Genomic DNA, 25428 nt, shown 5'->3' with positions numbered 1-25428 from the left:
TTAGCGTTGCTCGACGTTTAATTCGTCATAGCCCGAAAGCGCGCAAGGTTGTCGGCTAAATGCGACATCGTTCAGTTCCCCAATCACCAATTCGAGCGTGGTGCGCACGGTGCAGCCTGCCATCACATGGCCGCCGGTCATATGGCCATGCTCATCGGCCACTGCTAGATGCAGATGTTCGCCTCCGGCCTCCAACGTGCCAATCAGTGAGACCACTTCAAATTTTCCGCTCAATAACGTGGTGTCTTCGCACCCGGCATAACGCAAAGCCACGTCGCTCAAGCTGCCGACACAACCGCTGATCCAGGCGGCACGCAAATCCTGCTGCCGGATAAAATCACGTAGTGCAACCAGCAGGTCTTGTTGCGGTAACAGACGCAAGGCATAAAACAGTGCCGTAGACGGCGTTGATGTCTCCACGCTAAGATCCTTTACCCCAGTGGGTTTGGTGATACGGAAAATAGGGAAATGGCGTCGGGAAGGTAGGATGCTGCATGAGGGATGTGACTCCAAATAACTCCGAACCTCGGACGTTATGCAGCATGATAAAGATTGATGCGGCCTATGTATGTGACATAGGTCAGTAAAAGCGGCGGTGCTGGTATGCTGGCCAAAAGCTAAATTGGAATGGGTCTGAAAGAACACTGATGCCAAAAATAAAAAGCCAAGAAACTCTGGTACGCGAGCGTAAGCGCTGGGTAGCGGTAGCAATCCTGGTGGCGGCCATTGTTGGCTGCTACCTGTGGTGGAAACAAGGGACACTGCGATACGAAGAGTGGAGCCCCAACCAGCAGTATGTGGTGCGTTATTATAAAACCTTCGAGTTTATTCCGCGCTTCACCATGCCTGGCGATGGTGGGCATTACTCAGGCTACATGCGGGTTTATGACCGAAACGGCAAGCAGTTCTACGAAGAGTATTCCGACCTGCTCGACTTTGTCGAAGGCCCATTCTGGGCAAAAGAAGGCGTCTATTGGATGGGTAACGACAATCAGGACATCGTTCGCCTGCCCACCTCGCCGGTGGATTGAAGCTTGCTGACAAGTGGCCTCCAGAAGGGAGGCTTAACCCGGTCAGTTATAAGCAGCGGCCTGCTCTTCGGTGATCAACTCCATTTTTTCAAGCTGAACCGCAATGCCGCGCAGGGAGCGCCCAAACTCCACGCTTAACGCCTCTATCGTTTTGCCAGCGCTGTAACCTTCCTCCAATAGCTTCCTGTCTTCTTCCGACCAGGGGAAATTGAAGTTGGCTGGCCTGCCTTCGGCAATATTTTTCTGCCGCCGCTCCTCGGGTGATAACTTTGCCTTTTTCACTCGTTCTCGCTCGGCGTAAAACTCATCAGCCAGGGCAAACAGCATCCGGATCGTCTCAGGGGAATGAACCAGCGAGGTGTGATTCAAAAATTCCCCCGTTTCCGGGTTAATCCCCCTCGCTAACGCACGTAACGTCAGGTAGGTCTGCATCATGGTTTCCGTCCTTAAAAAATCTATCCGTCATTCTCGCGGCTAGTTCCCTACCTATTTTTGCTCATAAAACAAACTATTCAACGATTCGATCGGATTGCGTATTAACTTTGCGAAGCAAATTCCAAATTAACGCCATTTTTCGCAAGAAAATAACCACTTAAAAAAAATACCCATTCGGAAATGGGTAACAAAATACCGTCGATAATTCTCCCGGCAATCGGTGAAACAGGTTTATCTACAATATTCACAGATAGTTTTCACTTGAAATTAATAAGGTAAATTAACCACTTAACAAATTTAGACCTATCGCGATAAATTAAGGATTACTTGCCGCGCCGCTGGCTACTTATTAAGGAGTATTTTCCTGCTAACTCTCCCTTATTTTGATTTCCCTCAATAACGCTTGGGTTATTGCTGTTAGTTTGCCATGACTAAAAAACCACTGATAAGCATTAGGGAAAGCAATGGACGTCAATCGCAGACAGTTTTTTAAAATCTGCGCTGGCGGGATGGCTGGGACCACGGTGGCAGCATTAGGCTTCGCGCCCAAGGCTGCGTTAGCGGAAACGCGCAACTACAAATTATTGCGCGCCAAAGAAACCCGCAACACCTGTACCTACTGTTCCGTAGGCTGCGGTTTATTGATGTATAGCCTGGGCGATGGGGCAAAAAACGCCAAATCGACGATTTTCCATATCGAAGGCGACGCGGATCACCCGGTAAACCGCGGGGCACTGTGCCCGAAAGGCGCCGGCCTGCTGGACTATATCCACAGCGATAGCCGCCTGCGTTACCCAGAGTATCGCGCGCCGGGTTCAGATAAATGGCAGCGTATCAGTTGGAATGAGGCCTTTGACCGCATTGCCAGGCTGATGAAAAATGACCGGGACGCCAACTTCGAAGCCACCAACGCCGCTGGCGTGACGGTAAACCGTTGGCTCTCCACCGGGATGTTATGCGCCTCTGCGGCCAGTAACGAAACCGGCATGCTGACACAAAAGTTTGTCCGATCGCTGGGCATACTGGCAGTTGATAACCAAGCGCGTGTCTGACACGGACCAACGGTAGCAAGTCTTGCTCCAACATTTGGTCGCGGTGCGATGACCAACCACTGGGTTGATATCAAAAACGCCAACGTTGTGATGGTGATGGGCGGCAACGCCGCTGAAGCGCATCCGGTGGGATTTCGCTGGGCGATGGAAGCCAAAAACAACAACGACGCCACGTTAATCGTCGTCGATCCTCGCTTTACCCGTACTGCATCGGTCGCCGATATCTACGCGCCGATCCGCTCCGGCACCGACATTACCTTCCTGTCGGGCGTATTGCTGTACCTGATTTCCAACAACAAGATCAACGCTGAATACGTCAAGCATTACACCAACGCCAACCTGTTGGTCCGGGATGACTTTACGTTTGAAGATGGGTTGTTCAGCGGTTATGACGACAACAAACGTCAGTACGACAAAACCACCTGGAACTACCAGTTTGGTGAAGATGGCTATGCCTTGCGTGATGATACGCTCCAGCATCCGCGTTGCGTCTGGAACCTGCTGAAAGCACACGTCAGCCGCTACACGCCAGAAGTGGTGGAAAATATCTGCGGCACCCCGAAGGAAGATTTCCTGAAGGTATGTGAAGTCCTGGCTTCCACCAGCGCAGCAGACCGAACCACCACCTTCCTGTACGCCTTGGGCTGGACCCAGCACACGGTCGGCGCGCAGAACATCCGTACCATGGCGATGATCCAGTTGCTGCTCGGCAACATGGGCATGGCTGGCGGCGGCATCAACGCCCTGCGCGGTCACTCCAACATTCAGGGGTTGACCGATATTGGCCTGCTGTCCACCAGCCTGCCGGGTTACCTGACGCTGCCTTCGGATAAACAGACCGATCTGGCTATCTATCTGGCCGCCAATACGCCAAAGGCCACCTTGCCTGGCCAGGTTAACTACTGGAGCAATTACCCGAAATTCTTCGTCAGCCTGATGAAGAGCTTCTACGGCGACGCTGCCCAGAAAGAGAATAACTGGGGCTTTGATTGGTTGCCGAAGTGGGATCAGTCCTACGACGTCATGAAGTACTTCCAGATGATGGATCAGAATAAGGTCAACGGCTATATCTGCCAGGGCTTTAACCCGGTCGCCTCCTTCCCGGATAAGAATCAGGTGGTCGCCTCACTGGCCAAGCTGAAGTATCTGGTGATCATCGACCCGCTGGTCACGGAAACCTCCAATTTCTGGCAGAACCACGGCGAGATGAACGATGTCGATACCGCGTCGATCCAAACCGAAGTGTTCCGGCTGCCATCCACCTGCTTTGCCGAAGAAGACGGCTCAATCGCCAACTCCGGCCGCTGGCTGCAATGGCACTGGAAAGGCGGCGATGCCCCAGGTGAAGCGATTACCGACGGCGAGATCCTGGCCGGTCTGTACCATCGTCTGCGCCAGATGTACGGCAGCGAAGGCGGTAAAGGTGTCGAACCGTTACTGAAAATGGGCTGGCACTATGAACGGCCAGATCACCCTGAATCCGAGGAAGTGGCCAAAGACAGCAACGGCTACGCGCTGGAAGATCTGTATGACGCCAACGGCAACCTGCTGGCGAAAAAAGGCCAGTTGCTGGATTCCTTCGCGATGCTGCGCGATGACGGCAGCACAGCCTCAGCCTGTTGGATCTATACCGGCAGTTGGACCAGCAAGGGCAACCAGATGGCCAACCGTGATAACAGCGATCCGTCCGGGTTGGGCAACACGCTGGGCTGGGCCTGGGCATGGCCGCTGAACCGCCGCATTATCTACAACCGCGCCTCCGCCGACCCAATGGGTAAACCTTGGGATCCGCAACGCATGCTGATTGAATGGAACGGCAGCAAGTGGGTCGGGAATGATATTCCAGACTACAACACCGCCGCACCGGGCAGCGGCGTTGGGCCGTTCATCATGCAACCGGAAGGGCTTGGCAGGCTGTTTGCCCTCGACAAAATGGCGGAAGGACCGTTCCCGGAACACTACGAGCCGTTTGAAACGCCGTTGGGCACCAACCCACTGCATCCAAACGTGATCTCTAACCCGGCGGCCCGTCTCTATCCGTCCGACGCCAAGCGCATGGGTGATAAATCCGAGTTCCCTTACGTCGGTACCACCTATCGTCTGACCGAGCATTTCCACACCTGGACCAAGCACGCGCGCCTTAACGCGATCATGCAGCCGGAGCAGTTCGTGGAAATCAGTGAACGTCTGGCGAAGGAGAAAGGGATTGAGCAAGGCGATACCGTCAAGGTCAGCAGCAAGCGGGGCTTTATCAAGGCGAAAGCCGTGGTGACCCGCCGTCTGCAAACCCTGAAGGTTAACGGGCAGGATGTCGACACCATCGGTATTCCACTGCATTGGGGTTTTGAAGGGGCAGCCCGCAAAGGCTATCTGGCTAACACCCTGACGCCGTTTGTCGGCGATGCCAACTCGCAAACGCCGGAATACAAGGCGTTTCTGGTTAACGTGGAAAAGGTGTAAGGAGCCGAATTTATGTCCATGCAATCCCAAGACATTATCAAACGTTCGGCCACCAACACCCTGACACCGCCTCCGCAAGCGCGTGATTACAAGGTCGAGGTCGCCAAGCTGATTGACGTTTCCACCTGCATCGGTTGCAAGGCCTGTCAGGTGGCCTGTTCCGAGTGGAACGACATTCGCGATGAAGTGGGCCACTGCGTCGGGGTTTATGACAACCCCGCCGATCTGAGTGCTAAATCCTGGACGCTGATGCGTTTCTCGGAAGTAGAGCAGAACGGCAAGCTGGAATGGCTGATCCGCAAGGATGGCTGCATGCACTGCGCAGATCCGGGTTGCCTGAAGGCCTGCCCGTCTGCCGGGGCGATTATCCAATATGCCAACGGCATCGTGGATTTTCAGTCCGAGCACTGCATCGGCTGTGGTTACTGCATCAGCGGCTGCCCGTTCAACATTCCACGGCTGAACCCGCAAGACAACCGGGCGTACAAATGTACCCTGTGCGTTGACCGCGTCAGCGTGGGCCAGGAACCGGCCTGTGTGAAGACTTGCCCAACGGGCGCAATCCACTTTGGCACCAAGGCAGAAATGCTGGATGTGGCAGAGGAGCGGGTCGAAAAGCTGAAGAAACGCGGCTTTGAACATGCGGGCGTGTATAACCCGCAAGGCGTTGGCGGCACCCATGTGATGTACGTACTGCACCATGCCGATAACCCCGAGCTGTACCACAATCTGCCAAAAGACCCGCATATCGATCTGTCGATCGGGCTGTGGAAAAGCGTGCTCAAACCCTTATCCGTGGCGGGCTTCATCGCCACCTTTGCCGGTTTGATTTACCACTACATCGGCATTGGCCCGAACAAGGAAGTGGATGATGAGGACGAGGAGGACCATCATGAGCAAAAGTAAAATGATCGTTCGCACCAAGTTTATCGACCGGGCCTGTCACTGGACGGTGGTCATCTGCTTCTTCCTGGTGTCGCTGTCTGGCATTGCGCTGTTCTTCCCCACGCTGCAATGGCTGACCGAGACCTTTGGTACGCCGCAGATGGGCCGCATCCTGCATCCCTTCTTTGGCGTGCTGATCTTTATCGCGCTGATGTTTATGTTCTTCCGCTTTGTGAAACATAACATCCCCGAGAAAGAGGACTTGCCGTGGGTCAAGGGCATTGTGGAAGTGCTGAAGGGCAATGAGCATAAGGTCGCTGACGTCGGCAAATATAATGCCGGCCAGAAGATGATGTTCTGGAGCATCATGAGCATGATTTTCGTGCTGTTGATCACCGGTATTATCATTTGGCGCCCTTATTTCGCCCACAACTTCCCGATCCCGGTGATCCGCTATGCACTGTTGATCCACGCCGCGTCGGCGATCGTGCTGATCCACGCCATTCTGATCCATATGTATATGGCATTCTGGGTGAAAGGCTCGATCAAAGGCATGATTGAAGGCAAGGTCAGCCGCCGCTGGGCGAAGAAGCATCACCCACGCTGGTACCGTAAGGTCGAGGCTGAAGAGCAGAAAGACGAGCAGTAAACCGTTGAAATTCGCCCCTTCGCATGAGGGGGCGACAATCTCCTCAAGCGACCACTGAACCATCAAAGATCTGCTGCATGCTTTCGATCAGGCTCAGCAACTCGCTATTGGCCCCAGGCTTCCACAGTGCCACCATCGGGTGCATCAACCCCTGTTTCCCCAATTCCGTATCGAGCCGCTCAACCTGTGGCAAGTGCTGCATTTTCAGATGAGTTGGCAGGAATGCCCATCCCAGCCCGGCGGTTAACAACGTTTGCAGCAAAGCCGGTTCATTGACGACCTGGATGCGATCGGCGATTTGCAGGCGCTTCGCCATCGGCTCGGGTAGGTCATTAAAGGGAATAAGTTGGGTACTGGATGCTAGCGACAGTAAGGTGACCGGGCTGCCTACGGGGAAAAATCCCTCGCGAGCGTAGACGGCCAACTCAATGGCCCCCAAGGCTCGCCACTTAAACTTTTCGCCAATCGAACGGTTGATCGCCTGATAAACGCCAATATCCGCCACATCGTCTGCCAACGCCTGCTCACCCTCACCACGCTCCATCATCAGCAAATTAAGCTGAATGCCACGCTGGCCCAGAAACATCGCCAGTTCAGTTAAAAAAGCGCGCGGAGTAAACGGGTCATAACACAGCGTCAGTTTCTGCCGCACCTGCTGCGGAATATGCTGAGCCAGCAGGCTAAGGGCCTCTGCCTCCTGCAAAAACAGCCGAGCTTGCCGGTAAAGGCGTTGGCCCGCCTCGGTCAGTTGCAATGGGCGGGTACGGCGATCGCACAGTGAATAGCCTAGATCCAATTCCAGATTTTCGATCAGTTCACTGACAGTGGTGCGATCCTTCCCCAACCGCTTGGCGGCCTGGGTGAGATTGCCGGTCTCGCAAACGCTGGCGAAAGCTTCAATCTGCGCCAACGAAAAACCTATCTTCCCCATCTCTCCTCCACAAAATTGCGGGGGATTTCCCCCGTTCATCCACTCTACGATATTAGTTCGCGGGCTTACCATTATTTTGTTCACCTCATTCAGGTAAGGAAAATAACCATGAAAAAGTTCACACACAGCGTATCAGCCCTACTGGTGGGTGCCGCACTCAGCGCCAGCCTGGCAACCGGGGCGCAAGCCTGCACCCGTGCCTTTATGAATATGTACCCGGGCTATATGGTCAGCGCACGCAATCTGGATTTCTTCGGGCCGGTAGATCCCTCACTGGTGATCACACCACGCGGTATTGCGCATAACGGCGGGGATGCGAAGAACGCCGCCCAGTGGCAAACCCACTACGGCAGCGTCGTGGTATACGCCGATGGTGTGTTCCCAATGGACGGTATGAATGAAAAGGGGCTGGCGGGCCATACGCTGTTTTATATGAATGGCAGCCAAGTGCAGCAGGACAATCAGGACAAGCCAGTGATCGAAAGCCGTGCCTGGTTGAGCTATATCCTGGATAACTACGCTACCGTTGATGAAGCGGTTAAAGCAATCCGCAGCGATGTTCGCCTGGCCGCCGCCCATATGCCTATCGATTACGCTTCGGATACCAAACACATCGCGATCGAGGACGTTAGCGGCGATTCGGCCATCATCGAGATCGATAATGGCAAAGTGAATATCTATCACGACAAAAATTATCGGGTGATGACCAATCCCCCTTCTTACGATAAACAACTGCAGAACCTGGCCAAGTATCAGAATGCCAAGCGCAGCGAGATCCCTGGTGGCTTGGAAGCAGATGAGCGCCTGGTGCGCGCCAGCTATGATTTGAAAAATCTGCCGCAGCCGGACAATAAAAACCAGGCGCAGGGCTTCATCTTATCGGTGCTTAATAATGTGGCTTACCCGATCGGCTCACCGGCAGAGCCAAGCGAACAAAAGGTCACCGACATGTATGCCAAATACAGCAAGCGCCCGGACCAGAACAAAGGCATCGGGACTTACTGGACGGCGATTTCGGATCTGAGCCATGCGGAGTATCACTTCAAGTCTGCCTTTGCGGCCTCGCAGGTTTGGGTTCCGCTGCATGACATCAACTTCAGCCAAGGGCAGCCGGTACGTAAGATCGCCCATCTTAACGACTATGCCCAACAGGGCTGGGAAGGTAACGTGCTGGCCCAGGCGAAATAACGCTTAAGCCACTATTGTTATAGGGGTAATTTCACGATCAAACGCTGCTGGCCGCCGATGGCCAGCAATAATCTGAACGCATAACTCTCGCCCAAAGTATTTTGTTCTAATCGTCATGCAGGGTAATGAAAGGCACCACGGGCTGTGGCTAAATAGCGCTTTCCTAGCCTGTATGCCGTTCGGATTGTTTATGTCGCAAATTTTGCAATTTATTTTAGCCTTGGTGGTGATTGTCGTTCTCGCGTTATTGGTCAGTAATGACCGCAGGAAAATCCGCCCACGTTATATTATTCAGTTGCTGGTGATTGAAGCCGCGCTGGCCTATTTCTTCCTGCATTCAGCCAGCGGACTGGGCGTTATCAAGCACGTGGCCGATTTCTTTGCCATCCTGCTGGCCTTTGCCGCACAAGGCTCCGACTTTGTTTTTGGTGGCATGAGCAACCAGGGGCTGGCCTTTATCTTCCTCGGCGTGTTGTGCCCGATTATCTTTATTTCTGCGCTGATCGGTATTTTGCAGCACTTCCGCATCTTGCCGTTGGTAATCCGCGTCGTGGGCACCTTGCTTTCAAAAGTGAACGGCATGGGCAAGCTGGAGTCCTTCAACGCCGTCAGCACGCTGGTGCTGGGCCAGTCGGAAAACTTTATTGCCTATAAGGGCATCATTGCGGATATCTCCCCACGCCGGATGTACACCATGGCAGCCACCGCGATGTCGACGGTTTCGATGTCGATCGTGGGTGCCTATATGGCGATGATCGACGCACAATACGTGGTAGCCGCGCTAATCCTCAATATGTTCAGCACCTTTATCATTCTCTCGATCATCAACCCTTATCAGGTGGACGACGAGCCGGAACTCAAGCTGAATAAACTGCATGAAGAGCAGAGCTTCTTTGAAATGTTGGGGGAATATATTCTCGCAGGTTTCAAAATTGCGATGATCATTGCCGCCATGCTGATCGGCTTTATCGCCCTGATCGCCGCCGTGAACGCCATTTTTGCCGCCATTTTTGGCATCAGTTTCCAGCAGATCCTGGGTTACGTGTTCTACCCGCTAGCCTGGCTAATCGGCATTCCGGCACCTGATGCGCTGCGCGCTGGCAGCATTATGGCTACCAAGTTGGTCGCCAATGAGTTTGTGGCGATGATTGAACTGAAAAAAATCGCGGCAGAGCTGTCCCCACGTGGTTTGGGGATTCTCTCGGTGTTCCTGGTGTCCTTCGCCAACTTTGCTTCCATCGGCATTGTTGCCGGTGCCATCAAGGGGTTAAACGAACGCCAGGGCAACGTGGTTTCCCGCTTCGGCCTGAAGCTGGTTTACGGCTCCACGCTGGTCAGCCTGCTTTCGGCAGCGGTTGCCGGGCTGGTGCTGTAAAAACGCTACCCGGCTTGAAGCTTTTGCGGCAAGCCGGGTATTCATTAGAACGCGACGCACACCGGCGCATCGACACGCATCACCGAGTCTTGGGCAAACTGCTGTTTATAGCGGTTGCGCAGCGCCTCAATGTTTTGCTCACTGCCCGCATCAGGGCTATGGATCAGCATCAACGCCTTGCTGTTTTCCCGCGCCAGCTTGCCATCGTTCCCCAACCATTGCCCTTTGGCATCAAACACCGATAACCCTTCTTTAAAGCGTGGGGTTACCTGTTGATCGACAAAGGTCTGCCATTCCGCCGCCGTAATTACCGGCCCAGCCGGGCGATTCAAACCAAAATAGAGCGTGGTTTGGGTCATCGGTTCGCCGGTGCTACACGTTGCTGCCGGTTTTGACGGTGATGCCTTTTGTACAGGCGCTACGCAGCCGCTCAACAGCAAGGTTATGGCGACGGCGACTGCCAATATCGGGGTGTTTTTCATCTCGCTTTCATATTCCTTAAATAATCATCAACAGATACTAACGATAAATTTCTAATGCATTGTAAAAATCGCAAGTAGCACTAGAGACTATGAATAAGCAAAAATTACCTATTTAGCATTAGGTAAACTAATTCGAAAGCGACACCAACAAAAAAACTCAGTGGTGCGTTGCCACCAGGCTCGTTACCCTCCGGCGTTGACACTCTAGCCCTCCGACCCTGTGAATCCCCCTATGTTACTGAGCATTCTTTATATCATCGGTATCACCGCGGAAGCCATGACCGGCGCGTTAGCCGCAGGCCGCCGCCAAATGGATTTGTTTGGCGTGATTTTTATCGCTTCCGCTACCGCCATTGGCGGGGGCTCGGTGCGTGATATGCTGCTTGGGCACTTCCCGCTGAGCTGGGTAAAACACCCTGAGTATATTGTTATCATAGCCATAGCGGCAATTATCACCACCTGGATGGCTCCCCTGATGCGCCACCTGCGCCATCTGTTCCTGGTGTTGGACGCCGTTGGGCTGATCGTTTTCTCGATCATCGGCGCGCAGGTGGCTTTGGATATGGGCCATGCCCCACTGATCGCAGCCATTGCCGCCGTGATCACCGGCGTTTTCGGCGGGGTGCTGCGCGATATGTTCTGCAATCGTATCCCGCTGGTTTTCCAGAAAGAAATCTATGCGGGCATCGCCTTTGCCGCTGCCTGGCTGTATATCGGCCTGCAATACCTTAACTTGCCGCATAACATGGTGATTATTATTACCCTGGTTGCTGGCCTCAGCGCTCGCCTGATCGCACTGCGCTTTCGCCTTGGCTTGCCGGTGTTTAACTATCAGCATCCCGATCATTAATTCGCGAACGCATCGCCAAGCGGTTCGGCACGATCGGGAATCGCATCAAAGCCGCTGATATGGTGCTGCTGCAAGGTTTGAACCAGTGCCAGAAAGGCAGGGTATTGCAAAAATTCCTGCACTTTTCTGGCTTTTTGCGCACCCAAGCCAGCAAGTTCCTGCCACTGTGCCAACGTCATCTGCTGTAGCTGTGACCAATTTTGCAACGTGGCCGACTGCAATGGCGAAATGGGTACGCCGAGGGCGATCGGCCAACGCTCGAAAGGCTGCCGCCGCGCCTGACGAAATTGTTGGTAAAGGGCCTGTGCACGCTTTGCCCCCAAACTGGGCACCGCGCTGAGCTGTTCCGGTGTTAACTCCAACCAATCCAGCAGGTTATTCACCAATCCCTGATCGACCAGCACCTGCCAACCAGCTTTATTCAACCCGGTGATGTTCAGCCCATTGGCACTGCTCAACCAAACCAGCCGCGCCAGAAACTGCTGGCGGCATCCGGGTTGCAAGGTAAAGCAGCTCAGCGCATGATAATCTTCCGGTTTTGGCGCAATGGGTGTTGCCCTGGCAACCTCACGCCAGACCACCTGTTTCAAATGCGGGATGCCATGCCCCATCAGGCTAATCGCAATATGATCGCCGGGTACGATATCCCATTTTTGCCACAGGGCTAGCGAGCCCACGTTAACCCGCCGGATCCATTTATCGTCCATACGCACCGGATCCAGGCGTAGCATCACGGCAATTTTGCCGGTGCGGCCAATAGCAAACTCAACATCCGTGACTCTGGCCACTTGCTGGACCGGGGGATATTTCCAGGCAACCGCCCAATCATTGGGTTTGGCCTGCCAGTAGCGCCCCCGAGGTTCTTGCCCTTGGTGGATCACCACGCCATCGGTGACAAACGGCAAAGGGCCGCTGTACCAAGCTGCCCGCCACTGCTCCACCTCCGCCAACGTGGCGACCGGCTGTGAATATTGCTGCGGCAGCGTAAACCCCATGGCGGCAAGCTGTTGCAAGCGTTCGGCCATGGTTGGCGGGCCATCGGGCCACGCCCAGACGAACAGGCCAAGCTGCTCAAGTTGCGCAGTGCGCGGATTACGCATCAGCATCCCGGCAACCTTCGAGCGGGCGTTAATGCCCCCTTGGGTTTGCTGGTGATGATCGTTCACCATCAGGAACAGCTCCCCTTGCAGTACCAAATTGGCCGTAACCTCCGGTAAAACGTTGGGGATAGCGGGGATCGCCTTGACCTTTTCCAGCCAGTTTTCCCCCTTTTGCCCATCTCCCCGGCTAATGGCGTTCACCAATACGCCTTGCCGGTAAACCAAAGTGACCGCCACACCATCAACCTTGGGTTGCACCCACAGATCGTGACGGCCCTGCATCCATTGCTCAACGGCACGCGAGTTGCGCAGTTTACGCAATCCGGTATGCGCCACCGGATGCGGTACTTTGCCCGCTGGCAATGGCCGCGTATCCTCTTCCACTGCACCGACACAACGCCGCCAATCTTGCAGTTGCTGCAACAGGCTGTCGTAGAGCTCGTCGTCGATTGGGCTGTTGCCTAGGCGATAATAAGCCTCATCCCAGCGCCCCAGTTGATCATCCAGCGCCGTAATTTCCGCCTGTAAACGCTCTGGCGACCACACTGGACAGTCTCCAGCCCATACCGAGCTACACAGCATTCCAACCAACACTAGCGCCCGGTAAATACCTCTCCACATTGAGCACCTCCTTGCTTCCCGACAGTAAATACTCAATCGCCTTTGCTAGCTAACGCCAAAAACCGGAGGTGCGAAACGCTTTCCAAAACGAATGCGCATTTGCTGAAAACGGCAAAAATTTCCAGATCCGCCGCGCAAATTGACTTTTTCACGCTGTTTTTAGCAGAAAGCGACGGCCAAAATGCGAGCTAACGCTGCATACCGCCCGTTAGCCGTGTATACTGTGCGGAGAATTTACACATCCGCTGTAACTGACTCATCAACCGCTAGCAACGAACATCATCATGGCTCAAGGCACGCTTTATATTGTCTCTGCCCCAAGTGGCGCAGGGAAATCAAGTCTGATTCAGGCTTTGTTAAAGACGCAACCGCTGTACGATACGCAGGTTTCGGTTTCACACACCACGCGCGATAGCCGCCCGGGTGAAAATCACGGCGAGCACTACTTTTTCGTCTCCAAAGACGAATTCCGCCGGATGATTGAGCAGGATGCGTTTCTTGAGCACGCAGAAGTGTTCGGCAACTATTACGGCACGTCCCGCGCGGCCATCGAGCAGGTACTGTCGACCGGCGTTGACGTCTTCCTGGATATCGACTGGCAGGGCGCACAGCAGATCCGTGCCAAAATGCCCCAGGCGCGCAGCATCTTTATTCTGCCGCCGTCGAAGGAAGAGCTTGGCCGCCGCCTGCGTGGCCGTGGGCAAGATGCGGATGACGTGATCGCCAAGCGCATGGCGCAGGCCGTCGCGGAGATGACGCATTTCGCGGAGTATGATTATTTAATCGTGAATGACGATTTCGATCTGGCCCTGTCCGATCTGAAGACCATTATTCGCGCCGAACGCTTGCGTTTGGGCCGTCAAATGCTGCGGCATGATGCTTTAATCAGCAAACTATTGGCAGACTGAAGACAGTTTCAGTATTATGCCCAGTCTTTTCGTCACCTGTGGAGTAGCACAAATATGGCACGCGTAACTGTTCAAGACGCTGTAGAGAAAATTGGTAACCGTTTTGACCTGGTGTTGGTCGCTGCTCGTCGGGCACGTCAAATCCAGACCGGTGGTAAGGATGCACTGGTACCTGAAGAGAATGATAAGTACACCGTTATCGCTCTGCGCGAAATCGAAGAAGGCCTGATCAACAGCCAGATCCTCGATGTTCGTGAGCGCCAGGAGCAGCAAGAGCAGGAAGCCGCAGAGATCCAGGCGGTTACCGCGATTGCTGAAGGTCGTCGTTAATTAGACTGTGAGTCTGCCTTGTACCTGTTTGAAAGCCTGAATCTGCTGATTCAACGTTACTTGCCTGAGGAGCAGATTAAGCGCCTCAAACAGGCATACCTCGTCGCACGTGATGCTCACGAGGGACAGACACGCTCCAGTGGTGAGCCCTACATTACTCACCCGGTTGCCGTGGCCTGTATTCTGGCGGAAATGCGTCTCGATCATGAGACGCTGATGGCAGCTCTGCTGCACGACGTCATCGAAGACACCCCGGCCACCTATCAGGATATGGAACAACTGTTTGGCAAAAGCGTTGCCGAACTGGTTGAGGGCGTATCCAAGCTAGACAAATTAAAATTCCAGGATAAGAAAGAAGCGCAGGCGGAGAACTTCCGCAAGATGATCATGGCGATGGTGCAGGATATCCGCGTCGTGCTGATCAAGCTGGCGGACCGCACCCACAATATGCGAACGCTTGGCTCGCTGCGCCCGGACAAACGACGGCGTATCGCCCGTGAAACCCTGGAAATCTATAGCCCATTGGCCCACCGCCTGGGTATTCATCATCTGAAAACCGAGCTGGAAGAGCTGGGTTTTGAAGCGCTTTACCCGAACCGCTACCGCGTCATCAAAGAAGTGGTGAAAGCCGCGCGCGGTAACCGTAAGGAGATGATCCAGAAAATCCTCTCCGAGATCGAAGGTCGTTTGACCGAAGCGGGTATCCCTTGCCGCGTCAGCGGCCGGGAAAAGCACCTCTACTCCATCTACTGCAAGATGCACCTGAAAGAACAGCGCTTCCATTCCATCATGGATATTTACGCGTTCCGGGTGATCGTCAAGGAAGTGGATACCTGCTACCGGGTGCTGGGCCAGGCACACAGCCTGTATAAGCCGCGCCCGGGCCGGGTAAAAGACTATATCGCCATTCCCAAGGCTAACGGCTATCAATCGCTGCATACCTCACTGATCGGCCCGCACGGCGTGCCGGTTGAGGTACAGATCCGTACCGAAGATATGGATCAGATGGCCGAAATGGGGGTCGCCGCGCACTGGGCCTATAAAGAAAAGGAACAGGGCGAAACCGGCGGCACTACCGCACAGATCCGCGCCCAGCGCTGGATGCAGAGCCTGCTGGAGCTGCAACAAAGCGCCGGTAGCTCGTTTGAATTTATTGAAAGCGTAAAATCCGATCTGTTCCCCGATGAGATTTACGTTTTCACCCCGGAAGGGCGCATTGTCGAGCTTCCTGCCGGTGCCACACCGGTCGACTTTGCCTACGCCGTGCATACCGATATCGGCCACGCCTGCGTTGGTGCACGGGTCGATCGCCAGCCGCATCCGTTGTCACAAGCTTTAGCCAGTGGCCAGACGGTAGAGATCATCACCGCTCCGGGTGCGCGGCCAAATGCTGCCTGGCTGAACTTTGTGGTGAGCTCCAAAGCCCGCGCCAAGATCCGCCAGATGTTGAAAAACCTCAAGCGCGATGATTCCGTCAGCCTGGGCCGCCGTTTGCTCAACCATGCACTCGGGGGCAGCCGCAAACTTTCGGAAGTGCCGCCAGAGAATATCCAGCATGAGCTGGATCGCATGAAGCTGGCCACGCTGGACGATCTGCTGGCAGAAATCGGCCTCGGTAATGCCATGAGCGTGGTAGTCGCGAAGAACCTGCAGGGCGATCAGTCCAGCCTGGGCTCCTCGAACGGCGTGCGCAACCTGGCCATCAAAGGCGCCGATGGCGTCCTGATCACCTTTGCCAAGTGCTGCCGCCCAATTCCAGGCGACCCGATTATTGCCCATGTCAGCCCGGGCAAGGGCCTGGTGGTTCACCATGAATCCTGTCGTAATATCCGCGGCTACCAGAAAGAGCCAGAGAAATTCATGGCGGTCGAGTGGGATATGGAAACCGAGCAGGAGTTCATTGCGGAAATCAAGGTGGACATGTTCAACCATCAGGGTGCGTTGGCCAACCTCACGGCGGCGATCAACGCGGCCGAATCGAATATTCAGAGTCTGAATACCGAAGAGAAAGATGGCCGGGTCTACAGCGCCTTTATCCGCCTGACCACCCGCGATCGCATCCACCTGGCAAATATTATGCGTAAGATCCGTATCATGCCGGATGTGATTAAAGTTAACCGTAACCGAAACTAGCGCCTATGAGCCCCGAACGCTATGCGCGGATTTGTGAAATGCTGGCCACCCGGCAGCCCGATCTAACGGTCTGCCTGGAGCAGGTTCACAAACCGCATAACGTCTCTGCGATTATCCGTACCGCCGATGCCGTCGGCGTACATCAGGTGCATGCCGTGTGGCCTACTCCACGGATGCGTACCCTGGTCTCCTCCGCTGCAGGCAGCAATAGCTGGGTGAGCGTAAAAACCCATCCCACCATCGCCGATGCGGTCACGCACCTGAAAGGCCAAGGGATGCAGATCCTGGCAACTCACCTTTCTGCCCGCGCCGTCGATTTTCGCGAAATAGACTATACCCGCCCCACCTGCATACTGCTGGGGCAGGAAAAAACCGGCATCACCGAAGAGGCACTAGCCCTGGCCGATCAGGACATCATTATTCCGATGATCGGTATGGTGCAGTCGCTGAACGTCTCTGTCGCTGCGGCTCTGATCCTGTATGAGGCCCAACGCCAGCGGCAAAACGCCGGTATGTATCGCCGCGATCTCAGCGCGTTAGATGAGCAGGAACAGCAACGCCTGCTGTTTGAAGGCGGCTATCCGGTGTTAGCCAACGTGGCTAAGCGCAAAAAGCTGCCGCGCCCGCAGATTGACGATCAAGGCCAAGTGGTTGCCGACGCCGAATGGTGGGCAGCCATGCAGGCAACGACGGTACGCCGATGAAAGGCCGCCTGCTGGATGCCGTCCCACTCACTACGCTTTCCGGGGTTGGAGCCAGCCAGGCGGGGAAACTGGCCAAAATCGGCCTGAATACCATCCAGGATCTGCTGCTGCACCTCCCGTTACGTTACGAAGACCGCACCCGCCTCTACCCAATCAACGATCTGCTGCCTGGCATTTTTGCCACGGTGGAAGGGGAAGTGCTGCGCAGCGATATCAGCTTTGGCCGCCGCCGCATGCTCACCTGCCAGATCAGCGACGGCACCGGCATCCTGACTATGCGCTTCTTCAACTTCAACGCGGCGATGAAGAACAGCCTGGCGACCGGCCGCCACGTAACGGCCTATGGCGAAGTCAAACGCGGCACCCACGGCGCAGAAATTATCCACCCGGAATACCGTGTCCAGGGGGAAAACAGCGAGGTCGAGCTACAAGAAGTCCTGACGCCGGTGTATCCCACCACCGAAGGGATCCGCCAAGCCACGCTGCGCAAGTTGACCGATCAGGCGCTGGAGTTGCTGGATACCTGTGCCATTGCCGAGCTGCTGCCACCGGAATTAAGCGGTGGCTTGATGAGCCTGCCGCAGGCGCTGCATATGCTGCACCGTCCGCCGCCAGATATCCAACTGGCTGATTTGGAACAGGGCAAGCACCCGGCACAGAAACGCCTGATCCTTGAAGAGCTGCTGGCGCATAACCTCAGCATGTTGGCCGTCCGCGCCGGAGCGCAAAGCTATCGGGCATTATCGCTAACGCCTGACGATCGGCTGAAAAACCGCTTCCTGGCCCAGCTCCCCTTCTCGCCTACCGGTGCACAAACGCGGGTTGTGGCAGATATTGAAGCGGATCTGCAAAAAGGTTTCCCGATGATGCGCCTGGTGCAGGGCGACGTCGGCTCAGGTAAAACCCTGGTTGCTGCCCTGGCCGCACTACGCGTCATTGCTCACGGTAAACAGGTGGCGCTGATGGCTCCCACCGAATTGCTCGCCGAACAACATGCCAATAACTTCCGCCAGTGGTTTGAACCCTTGGGGATTGAGGTGGGTTGGTTGGCCGGCAAGCAAAAAGGCAAGGCACGCCTCGCCCAGCAGGAAGCTATTGCCAGCGGCCAGGTGTCGATGGTAGTCGGGACGCACGCCATCTTCCAGGAGCAGGTGCAGTTCAATGGCCTGGCCCTGGTGATTATCGATGAACAACACCGCTTTGGTGTGCATCAGCGGCTAGCGCTGTGGGAGAAAGGCGAAGAACAAGGGTTCCATGCTCATCAGTTGATCATGACCGCCACGCCAATCCCGCGTACGCTGGCGATGACCGCCTACGCCGATCTGGACACCTCGGTGATCGATGAATTGCCGCCGGGCCGTACGCCGGTGACAACGGTGGCGATCCCCGATACGCGCCGGGCCGATATTATCCAGCGGGTGAAAAGCGCCTGTATCGAAGAAGGCCGTCAGGCGTATTGGGTCTGCACGCTGATCGAAGAGTCTGATTTGCTGGAAGCCCAAGCCGCAGAAGCAACCTGGGAAGAATTGAAGATTGCGCTGCCGGAACTGAAAGTAGCGCTGGTGCATGGCCGCATGAAGTCAGCGGAGAAACAGGCCGTGATGCAGGCCTTCAAGCAGGGCGAACTGCAATTGCTGGTTGCCACCACGGTGATTGAGGTGGGGGTCGACGTACCAAACGCCAGCCTGATGATCATAGAAAACCCGGAGCGACTTGGTTTGGCCCAGTTGCACCAGCTGCGTGGCCGGGTTGGCCGTGGTGCGGTAGCCTCTCACTGCGTGCTGCTGTATAAAACCCCACTCAGCAAAACCGCCCAAAAACGCCTGCAGGTGCTGCGCGACAGTAACGACGGCTTTGTGATTGCCCAGCAAGATTTGGAAATCCGTGGACCAGGTGAGCTATTGGGGACGCGCCAAACCGGAAGTGCAGAGTTTAAAGTGGCCGATTTGTTGCGCGATCAGGCCATGATCCCCGAAGTTCAGCGCGTTGCGCGCCATATTCACCAGCAGTATCCACAGCATGCGCATGCCTTAATTGAGCGCTGGCTGCCGGAAACCGCTCGCTACTCCAACGCCTAATCAATTAACCCCTCTTGTCGCCAAGAGGGGTTATCTTCACTTAACCGAACACCGGCAGCATCAGGTACAGCTTAATCACGATGGCGTTAGCGATATCGATAAAGAACGCGCCCACCATCGGCACCACCAAAAATGCCAGATGCGAAGGGCCGAAACGATCGGTGATCGCCTGCATGTTGGCAATGGCCGTTGGCGTCGCCCCCATGCCAAAACCACAGTGCCCCGCAGCCAGCACGGCAGCATCGTAGTTTTTACCCATCACGCGGTAGGTCACGAAGATGGCATACAGTGCCATGACCAGCGTCTGCACCGCCAGGATCGCCAGCATTGGCAAGGCTAGCGAAGCCAACTCCCACAGGCGCAGGCTCATCAACGCCATCGCCAGGAACAGCGACAGGCTTACGTTACCCAACACGGAGACCGCACGCTCAAACACCTGGTAGAAGCCCGTTGCCGACAGGGTATTACTGAGGATCACGCCGACAAACAGCACGCAGACAAAGGTCGGCAGTTCGAAGGCGGTACCATTCAATAACCCGGCAATAAAGTTACCGAGGCTCAGGCAGATGGCAATCATGGCGATGGTTTCTACCATCACCAGCGAGGTGATCAGACGGCCACTTTCCGGCTTTTCAAAGCCGCTTGGCTGCACGCTGTCATCCGGTGTACCTTCAGGCGTTGAAGAGTGTTTCACCAGATAGCGAGCCACTGGGCCACCAATCAGGCCGCCCAGCACCAGACCAAAGGTGGCGCAGGCCATGGCCACTTCGGTGGCATTCTCAAACCCATAGCGCTCGATGAACACCTTGCTCCAGGCCGCCCCGGTGCCATGCCCGCCCGAAAGCGTAATCGAGCCCGCAATCAGCCCCATTAACGGATCCAGCCCCAGCATTTTCGCCATGCCGATACCGATGGCATTCTGTACCAACAGCAGACCCAGTACCACAAACAGGAACACGACCAATGCCTTGCCCCCCGCCCGCAGACGCGCCAGGTTGGCATTCAGGCCGATAGTGGCGAAGAAGGCCAGCATCAATGGGTCTTTCAGCGACATATCAAAGCCGATTTCCCAGTTCACCGTTTTCTTCAAAACCAAGAGCAGGACCGCCACCAGTAAACCACCAGCAACGGGAGCAGGAATAGTATATTTTCTCAGCAGAGGAATGGAGCGCACGCATTTGCCCCCAAGCAACAGGACCAGCGTGGCGGCAACTAACGTGCCGTAAGTATCGAGATGAAACATCTAGCTACTCCGTGTAGTAATTAAATCCAATAAATTAATAAGTTATAAAATTTACTCAGTTTTTTAACTTGATGAAGGGGGGATTAAAAGTAAAAACGGCTAATAACACAAGAAAAAATGAACGAAAATGCGACATTAATGGGTTCAGCATCGTAAAAAATATTAATGCGCAACCGTTTGCTTTTGTGAAGCAGATCATTAAAATGCCTTCTTTGCCGCCTTTGGGAAAGCCACACCATGTCCAGCCAAACCGCCGAGCTTGATGCCGAGCAAAAAGCATCAGCCCCCGTTTCACACAATAGTGAACTGATTTACCGCCTGGAAGACCGCCCGCCGCTGCCGCAAACATTGTTTGCCGCCAGTCAGCATTTGCTAGCGATGTTTGTTGCCGTGATCACCCCGGCCCTGTTGATCTGCCAGGCGCTTGGCCTGCCAGCGCAGGATACGCAGCACATCATCAGCATGTCGCTGTTCGCTTCCGGTTTGGCCTCGATACTGCAAATCAAAACCTGGGGCCCGGTGGGGTCTGGCCTGCTGTCCATTCAGGGCACCAGCTTCAACTTTGTCTCACCGCTGATTATGGGCGGGCTGGCACTGAAAAACGGCGGCGCAGACGTGCCCACCATGATGGCAGCGTTGTTTGGCACCTTGATGGTCGCCTCTTGTACCGAAATCCTGCTGTCGCGCGTACTGCATCTGGCACGCCGCATCATTACCCCGCTGGTCTCCGGCATTGTGGTGATGATTATCGGCCTGTCGCTGATCCAGGTCGGGCTGACCTCTATCGGTGGCGGCTATGCGGCGATGGGCGATCACACCTTCGGCGCGCCCAAGAATCTGCTGCTGGCAGGCGCGGTGCTGGTAGTGATTATTCTGCTTAACCGCCAGCGTAACCCTTACCTGCGCGTCGCTTCGTTGGTGATCGCCATGGCCGTGGGTTATCTGTTGGCCTGGGCCATGGGCATGCTGCCGGAAACCGAACCGGCCACCCAAACAACCTTGATCACCGTTCCTACCCCGCTGTATTACGGCCTGGGCTTTGACTGGAACCTGTTGCTGCCGCTGATGCTGATCTTTATGGTCACGTCGCTGGAAACCATCGGTGATATCACCGCTACCTCCGACGTTTCTGAACAGCCGGTCAGTGGCCCGCTATATATGAAGCGCCTGAAAGGCGGTGTGCTGGCCAACGGCCTGAACTCGATGCTGTCGGCGGTATTCAACACCTTCCCGAACTCCTGCTTTGGCCAGAACAACGGGGTGATCCAGCTGACCGGCGTTGCCAGCCGCTACGTCGGTTTTGTGGTGGCACTGATGCTGATCCTGCTGGGGCTGTTCCCGGCCGTTGCCGGTTTTGTGCAGCATATTCCTGAACCGGTACTGGGCGGCGCGACCATCGTGATGTTCGGTACCATCGCAGCCTCCGGCGTGCGTATTGTTTCCCGCGAGAAGTTAAACCGCCGCGCCATCATGATTATGGCGCTGTCGCTGGCCGTCGGTATGGGGGTTTCCCAACAGCCGCTGATCTTGCAGTTTGCACCGGACTGGCTGAAAACCCTGCTTTCTTCCGGTATCGCCGCCGGTGGTATCACCGCCATTGTGCTGAACCTGCTGTTCCCACCAGAAGAAAAATAAGCACTTCCCGCAGCAAACCAACGGCCATTGGCAAACCGCTACTGGCCGTTTTTTTATTGTCTTTCAGGCCATTGCCCTTGAGCTGGAAGGCTAATTGCGGCATAAACAGGGTATCTTTTCAGTCCGCTACGGATCCACACGATGAAATTTATCGGAAAACTATTGATCACGTTGCTGCTGCTGATAGTGCTGGCCATTGTGCTGCTCTACGTAGTGGGGCAAACCCGCTGGGCCGCAGGCTGGTTGAGTCACTGGATCAGCGATCGTGGTGATTACCAACTGTCGGTAGAAAAAATAACGCATTCGTGGAGCAAACCAGGGCAGCTCAGCCTGGAGGGTGTAACTCTCGCCCGTGCCAACCAACCGCAGCTCTTGGCGGCCAAGCAGGTCGATATGGCTTTCAGCCTGCGGCAAATTACCGAGCCACGCTATTTCGATAGCATCACGCTACGCGACGGCACCTTAAACGTTCAGCCTTTGCAGGGCGCACCGCTGCCAATACAGGCCGATGTGCTGCAACTGAGTAATATGGCACTGCAATCCAACGATGAGAGCTGGCAGCTTAACGCGCAGAAGGTCAATGCCGGGATCAACCCGTGGCAGCCAACGGCAGGCCATTTACTCGGGGATAACAATCAGTTCCAGTTCAGCGCCGGTTCGATGGTGGTCAACGGTATTCCAGCCTCGCAGGTGTTGATCCAGGGCGAAATCAAACAAAACCAGCTGATATTGAGCGACTTTGGTGCCGATCTGGCACAGGGCGATTTGACCGGGGTAGCCAGCCGAGCTGCCGATGGCAGTTGGTTGGTTGAACGGCTGCGGCTGAGCAACGTCCGCCTGCAAGTGCCAATGACGCTAGAACAGTTCTGGAGCCGCTTCACGGCGTTGCCACCCATTACGTTGAAACGCTTTGATCTGATTAACGCCCGCCTGGAAGGTAACGCCTGGGCGGCGAACGATCTCGATCTGTCGATGCAAAATATCACCTTCCAACAAGGGGATTGGAGCAGTCAGGATGGCGCGATCAACTTCACCGCCGACGACCTGATCAATGGCAACTTCCATCTCATCGATCCGATTATGGATATGCAGCTCTCGCCAGCCGGGATTGCCATTGGCCAGTTCAGCACCCGCTGGGAAGGTGGATTGCTGCGTACCACCGGCAACTGGCTGCGCGCCAATAAGCGCCTGCAACTTGACGAGGTGGCCGTCTCTGCGCTGGAGTACACCTTGCCTAGCAACTGGCGTGAACTCTGGTTACAGCCGCTGCCAAACTGGCTGGCGGAGGTGTACGTCGCCAAGATGAGCACCAACCGTAACCTGATCATTGATATCAATCCGGATTTCCCCTTCCAGCTCACCTCGCTGGATGGTAACGGCAGCAATCTGCTGTTGGCCAGTGACCATCAGTGGGGGATTTGGTCCGGCTCGCTGAAACTCAACGCCGGTGGTGCCACCTTTAACAAGATCGACGTACGCCGCCCTTCGCTGGCGTTGGATGCGGATGCACAGCAGATCAACGTTACCGAGCTGAGCGCCTTTATGCCCGATGGCCTGTTGGATGCCAAAGCCAACGTCAGCCAACTGCCTGGTAAACCATTCACCTTGTCCCTTAACGGACGTTCGGTGCCTGTTAATACCTTGCTGCAATGGGGTTGGCAGCATGTGCCGCTGGAGGGGGATGGAAATCTGCAGTTACAGCTGAAGGGATTACTCAACAGCGATGGGCCGTTTAAGGCGTCTTTGAAGGGCCAGTTGCAGGCTACCAGCAAGGATGGGCAGACGCTGGAGCAGCAGGTACCGTGACCTAAACAGGGTTCGGCATTGCCGAACCCTGTTTTCTTCTCTGAATAATGCAGTGAGACGCTATTTACTGTTTTAGTTCCTGATATTTCATATCCTTGAGGATCTTTGCATCATTAAATGTTAGTTCCAAAACTTGGTTTTTATCATTGATAACAGGAATTAAAAAAATTACTCTTCTATCAGTCTTTTTAGAATTATACAACCATACATTACGCCCGTTATAATCTTCTGGAGAATTTGGTCTACCAAGGAGTTTAATGACATCTTTTTTTGTTGTTGAGCCAACAATCAAAGATTCTTTGATTGTTTTTTCTGTATATTGGTCAAGCGCTGTAACCTTTGTTCTATCAACATTAGAAGCACAACCCACTAATAAAAAAAACATAAAAACAACTGGACACTTACTCATTTTCATTTTATTTTCTCTTCAATATAAGTTTCATTGATGCTGTCGTACTTGATTTCATTCCCATATAAAACACAATATCCAGATTTGTCTGAGTAGTTATATTTAAACTCATACAACCCTTTTTCATTAGGAGTAAAATCCAAACTTACGCTACATCCCCCTCCATCTGGATTACTAATTCTATGAGAAATTGTTGTTTTGATTCCTGGAGTTACCGTAACCTCAGTATAAGTGTCACTGTAATCACCTTGTGGTAACTTAGGCATACCTATTGACTTCGTACTATCAGGAATAATATTTAGGAAACGCCTATGCTTTTGTACATATCCACCACTAGACTCACCATTTGATTTTTTCTGACTAATCGAATAGGTCAGCGGGTTTCCTAGAAGTCGAACTTTTGCAACCGAACCATCATTTGGCGGTGGAACGTACATAGGCGGGTCAGGAAACAGACTACAACTGGCTAATGACATGGTAGCCATCAATGAAAAAAATATAACACTTACTCTGGTTTTCTTATAAAGCATATCAACTCCTTGATAAGATATAATTAATACACTACCCCCGACCGAAGTGGGAGCCCCTGCTCCGGTTGCAACGGTAGGAATTACAAATATTTAGGCCTTAGTAGTAAGAGTCCCGATCAGTTAGCAGAGATCCATCACAGGAAGCGATCCAACTGAAGATGTAGCTCAGAAACTAAAAACTTGGTGTAACATATTATATTTATTGACATATACCCTCATTTTACCGGTCGTGTCCCGTACACAACAAAGATCCCGGCCAACTGGCCGGGATTTATCACGAGATTTAGATTAGATCTTCACCATTTAAAAGCACGATGACATTGTCCGCCCCTAGAGCTTCCCTAACCATATCAGCCATTTCATCTGTAGATATTTTAAGAGATTTATCATTTACTGATATATAACAATAAGATATCGGATCCAATCCAAATTCATTCGATACCTCTTTTTGGATTGGATGTGGTATACCCGCAGTAGATAAATAGTAGTGTGCGGGAAATACATCCGGATATCTCGCCGCAAGTTCATTCAACTTATTTTGCAACTCAGCAAAAGCCAGTTTAGTAAAACATGTTAACCCTATAGACATACCA

At 54.2% G+C, this 25428-nt stretch carries 23 protein-coding genes; 14 read left to right on the top strand and 9 right to left on the bottom strand.

The window, feature by feature from the left end; translation table 11 throughout:
- Entirely contained in the window at positions 1–420 is a 420-nt protein-coding gene (locus D9980_RS20445; RefSeq protein ID WP_121608297.1) for a PPC domain-containing DNA-binding protein, read from the bottom strand.
- Positions 421–647: 227 nt separating this feature from the next.
- Here D9980_RS20445 and D9980_RS20440 point away from each other — a divergent pair, with 227 nt between their 5' ends.
- On the top strand, positions 648–1031 hold the full coding sequence (locus D9980_RS20440; protein WP_121608296.1) for a hypothetical protein: 384 nt from the start codon (positions 648–650) through the stop codon (positions 1029–1031).
- Between the two features lie 42 nt (positions 1032–1073).
- On the opposite strand, the gene D9980_RS20435 is transcribed toward D9980_RS20440, so the two are convergent.
- Complete coding sequence (locus D9980_RS20435; RefSeq protein ID WP_024482934.1) at positions 1074–1463, bottom strand: hypothetical protein; 390 nt, start codon at positions 1461–1463, stop codon at positions 1074–1076.
- 467 nt (positions 1464–1930) lie between these two features.
- On the opposite strand from D9980_RS20435, the gene fdnG reads away from it, so the two are divergent.
- From fdnG to fdnI, 3 genes are read left to right on the top strand one after another with little or no spacing between them, the layout of a single operon-like run.
- Positions 1931–4978, top strand: a complete 3048-nt coding sequence (gene fdnG / locus D9980_RS20430; protein ID WP_121608295.1) for a formate dehydrogenase-N subunit alpha — start codon at positions 1931–1933, stop codon at positions 4976–4978.
- 12 nt (positions 4979–4990) lie between these two features.
- The gene (fdxH, locus tag D9980_RS20425; RefSeq protein ID WP_121608294.1) at positions 4991–5884 is read left to right on the top strand and encodes a formate dehydrogenase subunit beta; all 894 of its coding nucleotides are present in this window, start codon (positions 4991–4993) and stop codon (positions 5882–5884) included.
- Complete coding sequence (fdnI, locus tag D9980_RS20420) at positions 5871–6512, top strand: formate dehydrogenase-N subunit gamma (RefSeq protein WP_024482937.1); 642 nt, start codon at positions 5871–5873, stop codon at positions 6510–6512. The genes fdxH and fdnI overlap by 14 nt, the downstream gene beginning before the upstream one ends.
- Positions 6513–6555: 43 nt before the next feature.
- Here fdnI and D9980_RS20415 read toward each other — a convergent pair whose 3' ends face one another.
- Complete coding sequence (locus D9980_RS20415; RefSeq protein WP_121608293.1) at positions 6556–7443, bottom strand: LysR family transcriptional regulator; 888 nt, start codon at positions 7441–7443, stop codon at positions 6556–6558.
- Positions 7444–7551: 108 nt separating this feature from the next.
- Here D9980_RS20415 and D9980_RS20410 point away from each other — a divergent pair, with 108 nt between their 5' ends.
- Positions 7552–8631 (top strand): linear amide C-N hydrolase, encoded by a 1080-nt coding sequence (locus D9980_RS20410; RefSeq protein ID WP_121608292.1) that lies wholly within the window; start codon positions 7552–7554, stop codon positions 8629–8631.
- A gap of 190 nt (positions 8632–8821) precedes the next feature.
- A complete protein-coding gene (locus D9980_RS20405; protein WP_024482940.1) occupies positions 8822–10006 on the top strand; it encodes a NupC/NupG family nucleoside CNT transporter in 1185 nt (394 codons plus the stop codon).
- A 44-nt stretch (positions 10007–10050) separates the two neighbouring features.
- On the opposite strand, the gene D9980_RS20400 is transcribed toward D9980_RS20405, so the two are convergent.
- Positions 10051–10488, bottom strand: a complete 438-nt coding sequence (locus D9980_RS20400) for a DUF3574 domain-containing protein (RefSeq protein WP_121608291.1) — start codon at positions 10486–10488, stop codon at positions 10051–10053.
- A gap of 232 nt (positions 10489–10720) precedes the next feature.
- On the opposite strand from D9980_RS20400, the gene D9980_RS20395 reads away from it, so the two are divergent.
- Positions 10721–11338, top strand: coding sequence for a trimeric intracellular cation channel family protein (locus tag D9980_RS20395; RefSeq protein WP_024482942.1), 618 nt, complete (start codon positions 10721–10723; stop codon positions 11336–11338).
- On the opposite strand, the gene ligB is transcribed toward D9980_RS20395, so the two are convergent.
- On the bottom strand, positions 11335–13059 hold the full coding sequence (ligB, locus tag D9980_RS20390; RefSeq protein WP_121608290.1) for an NAD-dependent DNA ligase LigB: 1725 nt from the start codon (positions 13057–13059) through the stop codon (positions 11335–11337). The two genes, D9980_RS20395 and ligB, sit on opposite strands and share 4 nt — an antisense overlap.
- A gap of 284 nt (positions 13060–13343) precedes the next feature.
- Between ligB and gmk the strand changes: the two genes are divergently transcribed.
- Genes gmk through recG form a run of 5 tightly spaced genes read left to right on the top strand, consistent with a single transcriptional unit; the run spans position 13344 to position 19212 of the window.
- Positions 13344–13967, top strand: coding sequence for a guanylate kinase (gene gmk / locus D9980_RS20385; protein ID WP_024482944.1), 624 nt, complete (start codon positions 13344–13346; stop codon positions 13965–13967).
- A gap of 54 nt (positions 13968–14021) precedes the next feature.
- Positions 14022–14297, top strand: coding sequence for a DNA-directed RNA polymerase subunit omega (gene rpoZ, locus D9980_RS20380; protein WP_024482945.1), 276 nt, complete (start codon positions 14022–14024; stop codon positions 14295–14297).
- 18 nt (positions 14298–14315) lie between these two features.
- A complete protein-coding gene (spoT, locus tag D9980_RS20375) occupies positions 14316–16430 on the top strand; it encodes a bifunctional GTP diphosphokinase/guanosine-3',5'-bis pyrophosphate 3'-pyrophosphohydrolase (RefSeq protein ID WP_024482946.1) in 2115 nt (704 codons plus the stop codon).
- A 5-nt stretch (positions 16431–16435) separates the two neighbouring features.
- Complete coding sequence (trmH, locus tag D9980_RS20370; RefSeq protein ID WP_024482947.1) at positions 16436–17134, top strand: tRNA (guanosine(18)-2'-O)-methyltransferase TrmH; 699 nt, start codon at positions 16436–16438, stop codon at positions 17132–17134.
- On the top strand, positions 17131–19212 hold the full coding sequence (gene recG / locus D9980_RS20365) for an ATP-dependent DNA helicase RecG (protein ID WP_121608289.1): 2082 nt from the start codon (positions 17131–17133) through the stop codon (positions 19210–19212). The genes trmH and recG overlap by 4 nt, the downstream gene beginning before the upstream one ends.
- A gap of 40 nt (positions 19213–19252) precedes the next feature.
- On the opposite strand, the gene gltS is transcribed toward recG, so the two are convergent.
- Positions 19253–20455, bottom strand: a complete 1203-nt coding sequence (gene gltS, locus D9980_RS20360) for a sodium/glutamate symporter (protein ID WP_037411300.1) — start codon at positions 20453–20455, stop codon at positions 19253–19255.
- A gap of 237 nt (positions 20456–20692) precedes the next feature.
- On the opposite strand from gltS, the gene D9980_RS20355 reads away from it, so the two are divergent.
- Positions 20693–22090 carry an NCS2 family protein gene (locus tag D9980_RS20355; RefSeq protein ID WP_121608288.1) on the top strand — a complete coding sequence of 466 codons (1398 nt, stop codon included), beginning with the start codon at positions 20693–20695 and terminating at the stop codon, positions 22088–22090.
- A gap of 141 nt (positions 22091–22231) precedes the next feature.
- Positions 22232–23896, top strand: coding sequence for an AsmA family protein (locus D9980_RS20350; protein ID WP_121608287.1), 1665 nt, complete (start codon positions 22232–22234; stop codon positions 23894–23896).
- A 64-nt stretch (positions 23897–23960) separates the two neighbouring features.
- Here D9980_RS20350 and bamE read toward each other — a convergent pair whose 3' ends face one another.
- The 3 genes from bamE to D9980_RS20335 form a co-directional block, all read right to left on the bottom strand.
- Positions 23961–24311, bottom strand: coding sequence for an outer membrane protein assembly factor BamE (bamE, locus tag D9980_RS20345; protein ID WP_094981547.1), 351 nt, complete (start codon positions 24309–24311; stop codon positions 23961–23963).
- Positions 24308–24835, bottom strand: coding sequence for a hypothetical protein (locus D9980_RS27105; RefSeq protein WP_223498631.1), 528 nt, complete (start codon positions 24833–24835; stop codon positions 24308–24310). The genes bamE and D9980_RS27105 overlap by 4 nt, the downstream gene beginning before the upstream one ends.
- Positions 24836–25118: 283 nt before the next feature.
- Positions 25119–25424 carry a hypothetical protein gene (locus D9980_RS20335; RefSeq protein WP_121608286.1) on the bottom strand — a complete coding sequence of 102 codons (306 nt, stop codon included), beginning with the start codon at positions 25422–25424 and terminating at the stop codon, positions 25119–25121.
- Positions 25425–25428 lie beyond the last annotated feature (4 nt).

Origin of the sequence: Serratia sp. 3ACOL1, assembly GCF_003668775.1 — a bacterium.
In the GTDB taxonomy this organism is placed as follows: domain Bacteria; phylum Pseudomonadota; class Gammaproteobacteria; order Enterobacterales; family Enterobacteriaceae; genus Chania; species Chania fonticola.
The sequence above is the reverse complement of the archived record's forward strand: the minus strand, read 5'-3'. Positions and strand labels throughout refer to the sequence as shown.

Bases quoted from the DNA above. Each gene is read 5' to 3' on its own strand.
- D9980_RS20440 (WP_121608296.1), top strand. From the start codon at position 648: ATGCCAAAAATAAAAAGCCAAGAAACTCTGGTACGCGAGCGTAAGCGC.
- D9980_RS20435 (WP_024482934.1), bottom strand. From the start codon at position 1,463: ATGCAGACCTACCTGACGTTACGTGCGTTAGCGAGGGGGATTAACCCG.
- fdxH (WP_121608294.1), top strand. From the start codon at position 4,991: ATGTCCATGCAATCCCAAGACATTATCAAACGTTCGGCCACCAACACC.
- fdnI (WP_024482937.1), top strand. From the start codon at position 5,871: ATGAGCAAAAGTAAAATGATCGTTCGCACCAAGTTTATCGACCGGGCC.
- D9980_RS20415 (WP_121608293.1), bottom strand. From the start codon at position 7,443: ATGGGGAAGATAGGTTTTTCGTTGGCGCAGATTGAAGCTTTCGCCAGC.
- D9980_RS20410 (WP_121608292.1), top strand. From the start codon at position 7,552: ATGAAAAAGTTCACACACAGCGTATCAGCCCTACTGGTGGGTGCCGCA.
- D9980_RS20405 (WP_024482940.1), top strand. From the start codon at position 8,822: ATGTCGCAAATTTTGCAATTTATTTTAGCCTTGGTGGTGATTGTCGTT.
- D9980_RS20400 (WP_121608291.1), bottom strand. From the start codon at position 10,488: ATGAAAAACACCCCGATATTGGCAGTCGCCGTCGCCATAACCTTGCTG.
- D9980_RS20395 (WP_024482942.1), top strand. From the start codon at position 10,721: ATGTTACTGAGCATTCTTTATATCATCGGTATCACCGCGGAAGCCATG.
- ligB (WP_121608290.1), bottom strand. From the start codon at position 13,059: ATGTGGAGAGGTATTTACCGGGCGCTAGTGTTGGTTGGAATGCTGTGT.
- gmk (WP_024482944.1), top strand. From the start codon at position 13,344: ATGGCTCAAGGCACGCTTTATATTGTCTCTGCCCCAAGTGGCGCAGGG.
- rpoZ (WP_024482945.1), top strand. From the start codon at position 14,022: ATGGCACGCGTAACTGTTCAAGACGCTGTAGAGAAAATTGGTAACCGT.
- trmH (WP_024482947.1), top strand. From the start codon at position 16,436: ATGAGCCCCGAACGCTATGCGCGGATTTGTGAAATGCTGGCCACCCGG.
- recG (WP_121608289.1), top strand. From the start codon at position 17,131: ATGAAAGGCCGCCTGCTGGATGCCGTCCCACTCACTACGCTTTCCGGG.
- gltS (WP_037411300.1), bottom strand. From the start codon at position 20,455: ATGTTTCATCTCGATACTTACGGCACGTTAGTTGCCGCCACGCTGGTC.
- D9980_RS20355 (WP_121608288.1), top strand. From the start codon at position 20,693: ATGTCCAGCCAAACCGCCGAGCTTGATGCCGAGCAAAAAGCATCAGCC.
- D9980_RS20350 (WP_121608287.1), top strand. From the start codon at position 22,232: ATGAAATTTATCGGAAAACTATTGATCACGTTGCTGCTGCTGATAGTG.
- bamE (WP_094981547.1), bottom strand. From the start codon at position 24,311: ATGAAAATGAGTAAGTGTCCAGTTGTTTTTATGTTTTTTTTATTAGTG.
- D9980_RS27105 (WP_223498631.1), bottom strand. From the start codon at position 24,835: ATGCTTTATAAGAAAACCAGAGTAAGTGTTATATTTTTTTCATTGATG.
- D9980_RS20335 (WP_121608286.1), bottom strand. From the start codon at position 25,424: ATGTCTATAGGGTTAACATGTTTTACTAAACTGGCTTTTGCTGAGTTG.